Source organism: Oleiphilus sp. HI0125 (genome assembly GCF_001635355.1).
In genome coordinates this window covers 1-14762 of sequence record NZ_LWGF01001144.1, presented here as the reverse complement: position 1 = coordinate 14762, position 14762 = coordinate 1, and the positions used below count along the sequence as shown (strand labels likewise).

Below are 14762 nucleotides of genomic sequence, written 5' to 3'. Positions count from 1 at the left end.
TGAGTATGTACTCAAACAGCCACACAAACGATTAAGACACAGCATTACGCTAGCTCTCAAGACATCATCCAAGCACTGAATATTGTAAACGCCGCGAAGGAAGCGACAAATGAAGCAAGGTTTTTTGACGCCAAGACAATCAGCCAGTACGTGACACAACAACTTCAGAAAAGCTCAAGAAAACAAGTGGCCGAAAAAGATCTTGATGTTATTAATCTAGTCGGCTTACTGTTTGAGTACATACTCAACGACAATAATTTAGCGCCAGAAATGCAGGCGCTTATTGGTCGCTTGCAAATACCTGTACTTAAAGCGGTCATTCATAATCCTGTATTTTTCAAAGAGCATGCTCATCCGGCTAGAACCTTCATTAACAACTTAGCCACAGCAGCGATTGGCTGGACCAACGACAATCAAAACAGCGCACGAACAAAACTATACGACGAGCTTCGCTCACTCGTAGATGACATTATCGAAGATAAAAGTGGTCACTATGACTGTTTTACAGCGTCAAATTTAAAGTTAGAGCTTTTTATCGCGCGCGAAAACAAACGCCAAAAATTGCTCGAGCAACGTACGAAACTAACAGAAGAAGGACGCATTAAAAGCCGGGTTGCCCAAGAATTTATCGACTCAACTCTAAAAGCACTCGTTGAATCACATAGGAACTTACCTACTAGCATTTCTGAACTTCTAACCGGACCATGGAGACGAGTATTGTTCATCGCATTTCTTCGCGATGCGCAAGAACACAATTGGGATACCTGCAGAAAGACAACTGAAGACTTACTTTGGTGTACTAGAAAACATGCAACACAAAATGACCGTCAAAAGTGGTTAGCTCTGGTACCACGTCTGTTAAAGCAAATAGACGCCGAATTAACTCGTATATCGTTTGACCCCTACTCAGCCAATAGAATGCTTGCAGACATCAAAAAAGATCTTACAAGTATTTTCAGGGAAACAGCACTTAGCAACCAAAATGATGCCAGCCTCAATAAACCAAATAATGCTAGCAGCACAGGCGCAATCACAAAGCAAAAAAGCCTACGCCCTCAACTTAACAAGAATGTTGAGTTGTTAGCTCAGCTGGAAATTGGAAGATGGGTCCAAATAAAAATTAACGGAAATTTGAAACGCTACAAACTGATTAGCAGAGTAGACGAAGCAAACGTATATGTATTTGCCGATAGATTTGGCCTTAATCCAATAGAGTTAAGTTCCCAGCAAGTCGTTGCCCAAATCAACAAGGGAATGATGGTCATTCTCGAGAAAGGCGCGCTCGTTGATAGAGCCTTAAACCACATTCTGAGCAATCTTCAGAGCTAGTAGGCTTAACGTTTAGTTATATGAAACACTATGCCTTAGCCATAGCATTGTCGGTCGCGGCCTGCTCACATATAATCTTGTATACCTTGTTGAATTTGTGGCCCGCCCCGACACCTAATGACACCCAATCTATTCCAGTAACATTAGTTCTGTCTCAAGAGTCTGCTGAAAGCCAAGCCAGTCAAAGTGCGTCTAGCCAAACGAGAAAAACTCAGGAACAATTCTTAACGACGAAAAGTTATAACGACTATAGCCACCTCACTACGAAAGAATCCGCTTCTAATGTGGAAGGGGCAAGCCAACAAGCTAACGCTATTAGTAAACAAGCAGCTAGCAATCAGAATGCTCCTGCACGCAGAATGAAGGCATCAGAACAGCAAATTATTGAACAGCAGAACGATCTAACGGACCCTAGCATCAGGGCTTTATCAACAAAAGACCTTCCTGTTATGACCGAATATGAACAGGCATTGCTGCAGCATTTACTGGACCGAGAACTTTACACTCAGCTACATCAATTCATGCAGAACGTCGACATTCCACGGATCGACTTCACAATTGAAATAAAGCTATTTGAAAATGGAGCGATCAAGTCGGCCTCGATCAAAAACAAAAGCGCGAATATACCTATTGAGCGCATTGCGACGACGGCAGCGTATAACGCAAGTCCATACCCTAGACCACCAGAATCCGACTACGAAATCCTTTATACGTATGCCGTCACTATGTCGTATAAAAAGACGGGGAATATTCAATAAGGATAGATTGACTCTGCATACAATTGGATCTCTTCCAATAAAAATGCTTTGTCAGAGCCATGCTCAACTCCTTGAGCAGCCGCCTGTAAATCTTTCGCAAATGCATCAAAGTTCAAATATCCGTTTTCACCGCCAAGAAGCCTAGCCATACAATGTTGACTCCACTTCTCTCGCTCTTCAGAATTTAATACCTCTGGATAGTTTCGTGCCTTATATCTAAATAGCATCTCATCAAGACGTGAATCCTGAAAGGCAAACTGAGCATCTTCGAGTTCTTCTGGCGGCATATTTCGGAGGCTCGTCAATTGCGCCTTGTCTTGCGGCGAGAAAAAACCTCCAGAATAGATCATCAAATCTGGATCGGTGGGCTGAGCTCTATCTTCATCAGCAACAAACACCTCCCTAACATGCGAAAAAGCCGACATATCTGCTTTAAGAAGCTTCACATGCTCTCTCATAAGATCGAGATCCATCCCCCAAGCCTTTAAACGCTCTTCGGGAATGACCTTAATCATTGACGCTGGCGCGAGCATTGGGCATTTATTCAAATGAATTAACTTCAAAGCAGGACGAATATTTACTGGGTTACCTGAACTATCTAGTTCAGTTTTTTTATACAACAGCGCCTTGATCTCATCGGATGAATGCTGAAGAAGAACATTGGGGTTCTGACGAAGGTCAAAAGCAATAATTGCATTTTTATTAGTAGGATGCGGCATCAACGGATACATCATCCCTATACAACCCTTATCTACGGCAATTTTTGACGATACATGCAAAAACGGTTGCCCTTGATGCTGATCCAGAAAATTTTGGACTGCGGTCTTACTGCGCATATCGAATGCAAATTTGTATAAAGCTGGCTGCCTTTGCTTAATCAATTTGGCTAGTTCAATCGTGGCATACACATCAGACATAGCGTCGTGCGCAGCCTCATGCGCGATGCCATTTGCTTCTGTTAACTTCTCTAGTCGGAAGGACACCTTGCCATCATCGCCAGTAGGCCAATTAATACCGTCAGGACGTAAAGCATAAGCAAGCCGAACAACATCAATAATGTCCCACCTAGAATTCCCGTTTTTCCACTCTCTTTCATAAGGATCATAAAAGTTGCGATAAAACAGGTTTCTGCTCACCTCATCATCAAATCGGACACTGTTGTAACCCGCAACGCAGGTTTCTGCCTGACAAAAGATTTCCGAAATGTTTTTTGCAAACTGAGCTTCTGAAACACCCTCTGCCATTGCTTTTTGTGGAGTGATACCAGTGACCAGACACGCTTGAACAGAAGGCAGATAATCTTCTGTTGGCTGTGAGAAGATAGTAACGGGCTCTTCGATGATATTGAGTTCGAGATCCGTTCTTACACCAGCAAACTGGCATGGTCGATCTCTTTGAGGGTCAGCACCAAACGTTTCGTAGTCGTGCCAAAATATAGTTTGCATAGAGGTTAGGCCTAGAAATAATTAGGACCTAATAGTAAACGCGTAGAAGACGAAGATGAAGTTAGAATAAACCGTTTCCGCGATCGATATATTCTAATCGGACACGATCCGTACCGCCTGCATTCAAACCACTATTCATATCGATCTGCATCGCCGTCGGTAGGTTAATGAAAGCGCCTAGATCTGTATTAAGCGATCCGTCTGAAGTCATCCATTCCGTCGCTTGTTTCTGGAAGCCAATAAAGAAGTCTTCAGTGTATTCCACTGCACCTGTGTCGGCGTTTCGCTCACCAATATCAAGTGTTTTGAAATCACCTAAGTCATAGCAATACCAGCCTGTTGAGCAATCTGTCGTACCACCGGTAAATTCGCGAGCCACACCGAAATTTGTTGATCTAGAGTTATCAGGATCACCTGCCGCATTCAGAAGCTGCGACTCGTAACGAGTTCCAAAGTCATCAACAATGTCCATCTCAACATTGCCTGAAATACTTCCAAAATCGCCAGACAACTGACCTCTCGCTTCGCCAAAACCAATACGAAAACCGATCAGCTCATTATTGTCGTCTCGTGCAATTTCAAAATATGGATCATTCAGCTCAAACGGAATAATTTCATTCACGTCATAGGTATTACCATCAAGCTGAACTTTAGATGAATCTGTAGAAATCGAACCCAAGCCGAGGTTTGAAACTTGTAAATCAGCCTCAAGACTTTCGCCTGTTTTTGCATAGCGGCCCGCCTCAAGATTATCGATATTCATTTGGATCTCAGCTTCCATACCCAACGTTACACGGGTATAACTTGTCGATCCTATTTGGTCTACATCAAACGCTACAGCCGCTTGACCAGATACTTCGCCTAATTCTTCATCAGAAATAGGACGCAGTTCAGCAGACGCAACGACAGGCATCAACGCCAGGGTTGCCAACACTAAACTTAACTGGTTCTTCGCTTTCAAAATCACGTCTATATGAGCCTTTTCTACCTTCTTCTGTTCGGCAATTTAAAAAAATAACTGCGTAAGTTCTTATTGTTTTAATGTTTGTTCTTATATTTCAGAATGTAACTGTACCCGAAACAGACTTTTTCATATGTGATGACGACCACACTGCCCTAGCTACAACGCTGGATTTAACAGACTTTTACGGAATATTAGAACGGCATCACAAACAACAAAACCCGATAAAACTGAGGATATTTGGTAGAGTGGAAATCACATAAATGCTCATCAATAAAAAAGGCCCGTATAACAACGAGCCCTTTTAGAGTATATAGATTGCTTATTCAGCAGCGGAGCTTACAAGCTCCTTTAGTTCGCCAGATTCATACATTTCAGTGACGATATCACAACCGCCAACCAGCTCACCTTTTACATAAAGCTGAGGGAATGTCGGCCAATTTGAGTAAGTCTTAAGATTTTCTCTAATTTCAGGATTATCTAATATATTAATGTACGCGAAACGTTCACCGCATGCCATCAAAGCTTGAACTGTGCGCGCAGAGAAGCCGCACTGAGGTTGCTGTGGCGTTCCTTTCATATAAAGAAGGATTGAGTTTTCTTCAATCTGTTGCTTAATCGCGTCCATAATTGACATATAGTTTACCCTTACTCAGTAAAAATTAGCCGCGTATTTTAACAGCTAAGCCCCAGACGACCAAGCTCCACCGCCTGGAGTTTTAATGTTTATTACATCGTTTTGCTCGACTTGAATCCGGGCTTTAGCAGGTAGCACTTGATCATTAAGCGTGTTCACTCCGCATTTACCCGCGCCTGCACTAACTCCCCAAGGTTGGTTCATCCGCCTTTCTGTTAGCAGGGTAACGGATGCAGGTGCAGTAAAACGATAGGACCGAGACAAACCGCACCCTCCATCATACTCCCCTTTGCCGCCAGATCTTCTGCGGATTGAGTATTCGGTAATTTGTATTGGGTAATGTAACTCCAAACTTTCTACGGGGGTGTTCAAGGTATTCGTCATATGACATTGCACTGCATCAAGACCCGACGAACCCGAGTTCGCACCCATGCCACCAGCAAGCGTTTCATAATAATCCCATGACTCCGCACTACTCGATTTATTACCCATTGCGATATTGTTCATCGAGCCCTGTGCAGCAGCCGGCATATCTAAGCCGAGCTTCAACAAACACCCCTGAACCACATCGACTACTCTCATACTTGTCTCTACATTTCCAGCAGCGACCGCCGATCCTTTAGGGGCATTTAACATGCTTCCATAAGGACAAATAATATCGATAAACCTAAACACGCCATCGCACTTCGGTGCATATTCAGGCAACAAGCATGCGATGACATAGTAAACAGAAGATGCGGTAACACTCTCAGGGCAATTGAGGTTTCCTTTAACTGACTGACCAGTCCCAGAGAAATCAAACACGAGTCGCTCTCCGGTAGATCGCAATTCGAGATGAATCGGAATTTTCTCGGCACCGAAACCATCTGAATCTAGTACATCGCTAAACTCAACGCTTTCTATTGGTAGCTTGGAAATAAATCCTTGCATCAAAGTTAAGCCGTACTCATTTAATGCAGCACAACGTGCATTGAAATAGACTCCACCGTGCTGAATCCCATTCAGCCAATCAGTCATCCTCATTAGCCCAGTTTGATTAGCACTAATCTGAGCCAAAAAATCTTCAGGCAGCTCGCTGTCACAATTTGGCTCGATGCTGCGAATACGCCGCGCTAACTCATCAACAATGATGCCCTTATCAATAATCTTTTGTGGTCCGAGAACAATCCCTTCTTCAAGCAAGCTATCGCTCAAGGGCATTGAACCAGGCGCTTCACTACCAATATTCGCATGATGAGCGCGATTCACAACAAAGCCATGCAAAACATCAGATAGGAACAATGGTGCAATCATCGTTACATCTGGCAGATGCGTCCCACCCTTGAACGGATCATTCACTACGACCATGTCACCTTCTGACCAATCGAACATAGCAACGAGATCCTTCATGGCATACGCCATACTCCCAAGATGCACAGGAATATGCGCTGCCTGAGCTAAAATACGGCCCTCACTATCAAATAACGCACAAGAGAAATCGAGACGATCTTTGATGTTTGGTGACAATGCACTTCGTTGTAAGACAAAGCCCATTTCTTCACAGATCGTGTTCAATTTTCCAGAAAAAATAGCTAATTCAATTCCACTTATTTTCTCTTGCATTAATAACTCCACATTACTATTAGTTCGCGCCCGCAAATAAAGCACGAGAATACTTTGTCTTTGCTACACTTGATTCAGACGCAACTATAAATGAAAACGAACAAAACAATCATTAAACACATGATTGATTGAGAAATAACAAGATACACATGACAGATAATGCAGTAATGAATACTTATGGGAAGCTTGCCGTTTCTTTCGAGAATGGAGACGGCAGCTGGTTGTTTGATACCGATGGAAACAAATACTTCGATACATTTACCGGCGTCGCTGTAAGTGGGCTCGGACATTCCAATCCAGCCGTCGCCAAGGCAATTAAGCAACAATGTACCCGCCTACTTCATAGTTCGAATATCTTTCATTCAAAGCTTCAACAACAATTGTCTCAGAAGCTTTGCGAACTATCGGGATTGAACAAAGTATTTCTGTGCAACTCGGGTCTCGAAGCAAATGAAACTGCAATCAAGATCGCGCGCAAACATGCATACGACCAAGGCAATCATAGTCCTGTCATCATTACCTTCAAAAACAGTTTTCACGGTCGATCCCTTGCAACAATATCTGCATCAGGGAACGACAAGATTAAACATGGTTTCGGCCCGTTAGTTGATGGCTTCATTCATTTAAAGCTGAATGATTCCGAGGCCTTACACTCCGCGTTTGAGCAGAACGCTAATATCGCGGCAGTAATGTTAGAACCCATACAGGGAGAAGGCGGCATTCATTTAGCAGAGACCTCTTTTCTCAAAACTGCTCGAGAGCTTTGCTCAAAACATTCTGCCCTACTCATTTGTGACGAAATACAAACGGCTAACGCGCGAACTGGGAAATACTTTGCATATCAGCACGCCAACATTCAACCCGACATAGTAACCCTCGCAAAGGGTCTCGGTAATGGTTTTCCGATTGGCGCGTGTATCAGTTCTGACGAAGCAGCAAACAGTTTAATTCCGGGCAGTCATGGCTCTACGTTCGGTGGCAACCCACTGGCATGTGCCGCCGCAATGGCGGTAATTGAAGAGATTCAAAGCAAACATCTTGAACAAAGAGCAGAATCTTTAGGACAACACATTAAGTCGGCGCTAGAGGATGCGCTTCTGGGAGCAGACTATGTCGCTGACATAAGAGGCAAAGGCTTGATGATCGGCATTGAGATGACAGACCCTTGCTTTGCTCTAGTACCACTAGCAAAAGAAAAAGGGATACTTCTAAACGTTACATCTGACAATGTGATTCGATTGCTTCCAACTTTAAGTCTATCTGATGAAGAGTGTGATTTTTTGATTGACGCAGTCATCCAGATTGTGCGTTTATACGCGGCAGACGATAGAGCTCAACCACGAGCTAAATAAACCAGATAAAAACTGCTTCCTGTTTGCCGGACTAATTAATGCCAAACTTCCTAAAAATCAGTCAACTTCAATGTCAGTACGATGAAAAGACTGTCCTTAACGATCTTAATTTCACATTAGATAAAGGCGAGTTAGCGGCACTTTTGGGACCAAGCGGTTGCGGAAAAAGTACACTTCTACGTGCGATAGCGGGATTCGAAAAAATCCAAAACGGCCAGATAGAAGTCAATCAAACTCTCTTATCTTCTCCTAGCGTATCCATTCCACCAGAAAAGCGGAAAATAGGAATGGTATTCCAAGACTACGCTCTGTTTCCGCATTTAACGATTGAACAAAACATTGCTTATGGCTTGGATAAACAACAAGCGAAATCGCCGAATAAACGAATAGAGAAGCTTTTAGACCTGATTGACTTATCCCAGCATCGAACGCGCTATCCACATGAGCTTTCTGGTGGGCAGCAACAACGTGTTGCGCTAGCCCGCGCTTTAGCACCAGAACCCGAATTAATTCTGTTTGATGAGCCATTCTCCAACCTAGACGCAGATCTCCGAACGCGATTAGGTGGAGAGGTGAGACAGATACTAAAAGACTTAAACACCAGCGCAATTTTAGTAACACACGATCAATCTGAAGCATTTGCGATGGCAGATAAAATTGGCGTTATTCAACAAGGAAAGGTTATTCAAACCGGCTCAGCAAATCAGTTGTACCATCAGCCGAAATCAAAATTTGTAGCGCAATTTATCGGCAAAGGTAGCTTCATATCTGGTAAAGCCGTTAACGAATCTACGATTGAGACCTCATTAGGGCAACTAAATGCCTGCTCTGCAAATGGAGAACTTGTTGAAGGAGAGAACGTTGAACTACTCGTTCGACCAGAGGCGGTCACGATAGATACGTCGAGTTCAACACAAGCAACGATTACAGGCTCAGCTTTCGCAGGCGGGACAACTTATTTTAGTTTGTCAGTTCACGAAATAGAATTAGAAATATCGCTAGGAAGCCAATTAGATCTACAAGTTGGCCAAACCATACCTATTAGTTTAGCCAACGGGCAACTCATCGCGTTTAAGACGTCGGTTTAAAGCTCTGCACACAAGCAACAGCCATTTTCCAACCCGAGACATATTTATCACGTTCACTCGAGTCTAAGTTTGGCTCAAATCGCTGTTCTAACTTCCATTTATTCGCAACGTCATTTAAACAGCTGTAAAGCCCTGCTTGAACCGCTGCGATATATGCTGCTCCCAACGCGGTTGTTTCAACTATTTCAGGACGCTCTACAGGCACATTGCATAAATCAGATAAACACTGGGCGAACCAGTCATTCACGATCATGCCTCCATCCACGCGCAAACTCTCAACATGAGCACCGTCGCGAATCATCGCTTCTAATAAATCATTCGTCTGGTGCGCGACAGATTCTAAACCAGCAGTGACGACTTCGTTGGCCCCAGTGTCACGTGTAAGTCCTAATACCGCCCCGCGCGCATCAGGGTCCCAGTAAGGGGCTCCTAGACCTGTAAAAGCCGGAACCACATATAAGGCATCTTGATAACCGACCTCTGTCGCAATCGCTTCCGATTCATGTGCATTTTCAATGACGCCAAGTCCGTCTCTTAACCACTGCACCGCAGCACCAGCAACAAAGATACTCCCTTCCAAGGCATAGACCACTTCACCATTGAAACGATAAGCCACCGTTGATAACAGCTTATTATCTGAGCGAAGGGCCGTGTCTCCGGTATTGAGAATCACAAAGCAACCTGTACCATAGGTACTCTTCAACATGCCTTTATCAAAACATGCTTGTCCAACAAGAGCCGACTGCTGATCACCGATCATCGCAAGTATTGGAACTGGTGCGCCAAGCCACTCTTCACTGCAGACACCAAAGTCAGCACCACAATCTTTTACTTCGGGTAAAACTGATTTAGGAACGTCAAATAACGCTAGTAATTCGTCATCCCATTGCTGATCTATGATATTGAAAAGATTGGTTCGAGAAGCGTTTGTGGCGTCCGTTGCATGCACCTCTCCATCAGTAAGCCGCCAGAGCAAATAGCTATCAATCGTACCAAAAGCCAAATCACCCTGATCTGCCAATACCCTAGCGCCATCGACATTATCTAAGATCCAAGCAATTTTTGTCGCAGAAAAATATGGATCTAACAGTAACCCTGTTTTGTCACGCAGTGTTCCTTCATCATAATTAGAGCGCAGTTTAGAACAGATAGACGCTGTACGTCGGTCTTGCCATACAATCGCGTTATAAATAGCTCGACCGGTTTTTCGATCCCAAACTATCGTCGTTTCTCGTTGGTTAGTGATACCGATTCCCTTAATGTCCTTCGCTGCAATCCCTGCTTTCGAAACAACCTCTCGCATTACCTCAAGAGTCGACGTCCATATTTCTTCAGGGTCATGCTCTACCCAACCGTTATTTGGAAAGTACTGAGTAAACTCTTTCTGAGAAGTACCCAGATGATTGCCATCTTGATCAAACAATAAAGCACGAGAGCTCGTCGTTCCTTGATCTAATGAGAGGATATAGCTCGCCATTGTTATAATTATCCTTTTGAAAACAGCCGCAATTGAGTGATGTAACAATACGAATTTATTCTTTTTTTTCAATCTCAACTTATTACTTGTGTGAAATTGACGATTGCGTTCACAAATCCACAATACAAATCGCTATGCTAAATCCAACGTTCAATATCGATAACAGGAATCAAGGATGACAGATAAACAAGCGGCCTATGATCTCTTCATCATTGGAGGCGGCATCAATGGGTGCGGCGTGGCGAATGATGCTGCGGGACGAGGTTTAAAGGTATATCTATGCGAACAGAACGATCTAGCTTCAGGAACGTCATCAGCGAGTAGTAAACTGATTCACGGTGGATTGCGTTACTTAGAGCATTACGAGTTCCGCCTCGTGCGAGAAGCCCTCGCTGAACGAGAGGTACTTTTAAATATCGCACCTCATCTCGTCGAACCGCTTAAGTTTGTGCTTCCACACCGTCCTCATCTGCGCCCTGCTTGGCTGATTCGTTGCGGTCTTTTCTTATATGACCATTTAAGCAAGCGAAATAGTTTACCGAGTGCGACATCTATAGATTTGGGAACAGAAAAAGGGCTTAAGGCTTCCATAAAAAGAGGTTTTGAATACTACGATTGCTGGGTAGATGACGCCAGATTAGTCATCACAAACGCAATCCAAGCAAAGCAAAACGGCGCGGTCATTTCTACCAATATGGAATGCCTTGGCGCAACCTATAATGAACGCGAAAGACTTTGGCATATACGCTGCCTAAATAAACTGACTAATGAAACGGTCGATGTTTCGGCACGCCATATAGTCAACGCAGCAGGACCGTGGTTAAGCAAAATCTTTGAACAAAAAGTCTCTCAACTCAAACCAAGTAAACAAATTCGACTGATAAAGGGCAGCCACATCGTTGTTCCTCGAGTTCCAAATGGTGACTCTGCATATATATTACAGAACGAAGATAAACGAATAGTTTTTGTACTGCCATACCAAACAAATTACTCGATTATCGGAACGACTGATCAGGAGTATCTAGGAGATATAAATAAAATAGAAATTGATCAATCAGAAATCGATTACTTGCTCGACGTACATAACCAGCACTTCATTCATCAATTAGGGTCCCAAGATATTGTCAGTACTTATTCTGGGGTAAGACCATTATGTAATGATGAGTCATCAGATCCCTCAGCGATTACCCGTGATTACACTATTGATACGCAAAGCATTGACGGTCACTCAGCATTCATATCGATCTATGGCGGAAAAATAACAACTTACAGAAAGCTCGCGAATGCCGTTATGGCACAACTACAACGTTATGTTCCAAACTTACAAGAGGAATGGACAGAGCGACATCCACTAATAGGCAATTCAAAGCTTGGAATGACAAGACAAGGGATCACAGACCATCTTACAAGCCATTACCCGTGGCTCACGTCTAGCCTAGTTAGACGCTATGCATCAAGTTATGGGTTGCTAGCAGAGAATTTTTTGACTGGACGAGAAAGTATTAACGAGCTCGGTCAAGACTTCTCTAACGGCTTATATCAAGCTGAGGTAGATTACCTGATTAAAGAAGAATGGGCGCGAAATGCAAAAGATATATTATTGAGAAGAACCAAGCTCGGCTATCAGTTTTCAGATTCACAAGAGAAAACACTGCGTACTTACATTCAATCGTATCTGAATGAACCCAATATCACCCATTTAAACAGCGCTTGAGGTTAATCTAGCGCTGATGCACCTTGCTGCCTCGGCCATACAAGACTAAATTTGGCACCGCCAAGCTCTTCGCTCTTGCCAAGGAATGCTTGCCCGCCGTGCCAATACAAAATCCGACGAACAATAGATAATCCTAAGCCGTAGCCACCTGATGCCCTTGTGCGGCTATCATCTAATCTGGCAAATGGTGTAAATACAGACTCCCAATCTTCCTGAGGGATTCCTAGGCCATCATCTTCAACGTCGACCCGACACGTTTCTGAATCGCAACTAACGTTCACTTTGACTACACCCGAAGCGTAACGTGTCGCGTTACCAACCAAGTTTTGAATAGAGCGATGAATATATCGCGGTTCTATTTCGGTCTCCGCCCAGTCATCTGAATCTCGCTGAATAACTGCTTGTATATCTAGATTTGGACGCCCCACACTTTGCTCATCAACTACTTGATGGACAATATCCAACAAATTTGCCTGATGAAACGATAGTATCGGACCACCCTGCTCAAGCCTTGCGTAAGTTAAAATCTCATCAATTAGCTCATCTAACTCTTGAATGTCGCCATCGATTTCTTGCGCTTGCTTCCTAAGCGCTTCTTGATTTGGACAATCTTCAATCATTTGAACGCCAAAACGAATGCGCGCGACAGGTGTTCGCAACTCGTGCGAGACAGCGTGTATCATTTCCTTTTGTACAAGCATCAATCGCTGAATATGATCGGCCATCACGTTGAAAGCCGAGCTAAGCCTTTCAATCGCTTCACTCCCCTCGCTCACGTTCTTAACGCGGGCGTCTAATTCACCGCGGGCAATACGCTCTGCCACGGTTTCAACAGCACGCAACTTACGCTCATAGCCTTGAACAAAAATAGCAACCAGAGCGTACAGCGCGGATAAAACACCCGATATTAATAACACTACAACAGGAATCGAAACCAGACTAAACGGAGTCCAAAACTGAAGTCGATAGATAGTACCATCACTGGAACGCAACAGAGCTGAAACAGAATCACTAGAAATTGTTAAGTAATATCCTTGGTCGGATAAACTATCTAGAGCAGCTTGTGACTTTAAGGATGGGGAATCAACTACTTGGTAAAGCTGTAAACCCCAAGATTGTGCAAGAGCTGTTGCCTGCTCAACACTGCTTGAAAATAACTGTTGCTTAAACAACGAAATATACAACTTATAAATGCTACTGCCACTTTGATCAGACTCAAGCTCCAACAACAAATCATCATTCAGACGGGCGTACACTTTAAATAGATCGTCTTGATCAGTTAATACAACTTGACCTAACTCTAAACGAGCACGTGTGAGATCAGAAACAGAATGCTGCTCATCTGACACGACACTTAACGAGTTCACGTCAACACGATCTAAAAGATGCTGATGCTTTGCGAAATGCGACATTATTGGGCTAACTACGTCGCTCCAATAATGCTGGTGTCTAACAAAATTTGACGTGCTATAAATGAGCGTAACCAGCAGCCCCAAAGCCACAAGACAAATGGCTAAGCGACTGAAGATTCTTAAAGAGGGATTGTTCACAACTTCTTACCGGGGCTATGCTTCCTTAACGAAAAGATAGCCTTTACTGCGGACGGTCTTAATACGACGAGGGTGAACTGGGTCATCACCGATCTTAGGACGAATACGAGATACTCGAACATCAATCGAACGATCCTGTCCGTCATACTCGATACCCCTTAATGCCGTAAAGATCTCTTCCCGACTAAGTACATTACCCGCATTGCTTGAGAGCAACCAAAGAAGATCAAACTCTGCACTGGTGAGATCAATGCTCTCATCATCTAGCCATGCTTCGCGCATCGAAGAGTCAACGACTAAGTTATTAAATACGAGGCGTGTCGCTGCTTCACCGTCAGCACTAGATTGCGAAGTATCTGCATGCGTTTCAACATCTTTAATACGACGTAAAAGAGCTCGGATACGCGCCAACAAAACTCTTGGACGAACAGGCTTAGACATATAATCATCAGCGCCCATCTCTAATCCAAGCACTTGGTCCAAATCATCAGTCCGAGCAGTCAGCATGAGAATTGGACCATTGTAGCTAGGTCTAACCTTGCGACAAATGGATAAGCCGTCTTCACCAGGCAGCATTAAATCTAAAACTACCAAGTCAGGTTTCTCATTTACAATTCGGTCTACAGCGTTCGTACCATTGCCTTCAACTGAGACAACAAGACCATTACTTTCTAAGTACTCTTTAGTAAGCCCTGCTAAACGCTCATCATCTTCGACAATTAGGATTTTCCACGCTTCGTTTTGATCTTCTACTTCCATCTGCTTTTTCTTATAAATACTGGAGTTGATGAATACACGCACCTTCTAATGCAAGAGAATCTACACTTACACCTAAATACGCATTGTTAC

Annotated in this window: 12 protein-coding genes; 5 read left to right on the top strand and 7 right to left on the bottom strand. The window is 43.6% G+C overall.

What is annotated here, in order from left to right:
* Window positions 1-30: 30 nt before the first annotated feature.
* The gene (locus A3762_RS19900; RefSeq protein ID WP_369820704.1) at window positions 31-1329 is read left to right on the top strand and encodes a DUF1631 family protein; all 1299 of its coding nucleotides are present in this window, start codon (window positions 31-33) and stop codon (window positions 1327-1329) included.
* A 20-nt stretch (window positions 1330-1349) separates the two neighbouring features.
* Complete coding sequence (locus A3762_RS19895) at window positions 1350-2087, top strand: hypothetical protein (RefSeq protein WP_068502770.1); 738 nt, start codon at window positions 1350-1352, stop codon at window positions 2085-2087.
* Here A3762_RS19895 and sbcB read toward each other — a convergent pair.
* The 4 genes from sbcB to A3762_RS19875 form a co-directional block, all read right to left on the bottom strand.
* A complete protein-coding gene (gene sbcB / locus A3762_RS19890; RefSeq protein ID WP_068479379.1) occupies window positions 2081-3532 on the bottom strand; it encodes an exodeoxyribonuclease I in 1452 nt (483 codons plus the stop codon). The genes A3762_RS19895 and sbcB overlap by 7 nt on opposite strands.
* Window positions 3533-3593: 61 nt before the next feature.
* The gene (locus tag A3762_RS19885; protein ID WP_156493613.1) at window positions 3594-4493 is read right to left on the bottom strand and encodes a DUF6160 family protein; all 900 of its coding nucleotides are present in this window, start codon (window positions 4491-4493) and stop codon (window positions 3594-3596) included.
* Window positions 4494-4815: 322 nt separating this feature from the next.
* Window positions 4816-5130: a Grx4 family monothiol glutaredoxin gene (gene grxD, locus A3762_RS19880; RefSeq protein ID WP_068479377.1), complete on the bottom strand. Its 315-nt coding sequence runs from the start codon at window positions 5128-5130 to the stop codon at window positions 4816-4818.
* A 45-nt stretch (window positions 5131-5175) separates the two neighbouring features.
* Window positions 5176-6732, bottom strand: coding sequence for a hydantoinase B/oxoprolinase family protein (locus tag A3762_RS19875; RefSeq protein WP_068479375.1), 1557 nt, complete (start codon window positions 6730-6732; stop codon window positions 5176-5178).
* 149 nt (window positions 6733-6881) lie between these two features.
* On the opposite strand from A3762_RS19875, the gene A3762_RS19870 reads away from it, so the two are divergent.
* On the top strand, window positions 6882-8084 hold the full coding sequence (locus tag A3762_RS19870) for an aspartate aminotransferase family protein (RefSeq protein ID WP_068479373.1): 1203 nt from the start codon (window positions 6882-6884) through the stop codon (window positions 8082-8084).
* Between the two features lie 38 nt (window positions 8085-8122).
* Complete coding sequence (locus A3762_RS19865; protein WP_068502774.1) at window positions 8123-9172, top strand: ABC transporter ATP-binding protein; 1050 nt, start codon at window positions 8123-8125, stop codon at window positions 9170-9172.
* On the opposite strand, the gene glpK is transcribed toward A3762_RS19865, so the two are convergent.
* A complete protein-coding gene (gene glpK / locus A3762_RS19860; RefSeq protein WP_068479369.1) occupies window positions 9156-10649 on the bottom strand; it encodes a glycerol kinase GlpK in 1494 nt (497 codons plus the stop codon). The two genes, A3762_RS19865 and glpK, sit on opposite strands and share 17 nt — an antisense overlap.
* 175 nt (window positions 10650-10824) lie before the next feature.
* Here glpK and glpD point away from each other — a divergent pair, with 175 nt between their 5' ends.
* Window positions 10825-12363, top strand: coding sequence for a glycerol-3-phosphate dehydrogenase (glpD, locus tag A3762_RS19855; protein WP_068479367.1), 1539 nt, complete (start codon window positions 10825-10827; stop codon window positions 12361-12363).
* A 2-nt stretch (window positions 12364-12365) separates the two neighbouring features.
* On the opposite strand, the gene A3762_RS19850 is transcribed toward glpD, so the two are convergent.
* Both A3762_RS19850 and A3762_RS19845 read right to left on the bottom strand, forming a co-directional pair.
* Window positions 12366-13775: an ATP-binding protein gene (locus A3762_RS19850; protein ID WP_156493612.1), complete on the bottom strand. Its 1410-nt coding sequence runs from the start codon at window positions 13773-13775 to the stop codon at window positions 12366-12368.
* A gap of 153 nt (window positions 13776-13928) precedes the next feature.
* On the bottom strand, window positions 13929-14672 hold the full coding sequence (locus A3762_RS19845) for a response regulator (RefSeq protein WP_068757280.1): 744 nt from the start codon (window positions 14670-14672) through the stop codon (window positions 13929-13931).
* Between the last annotated feature and the right edge of the window lie 90 nt (window positions 14673-14762).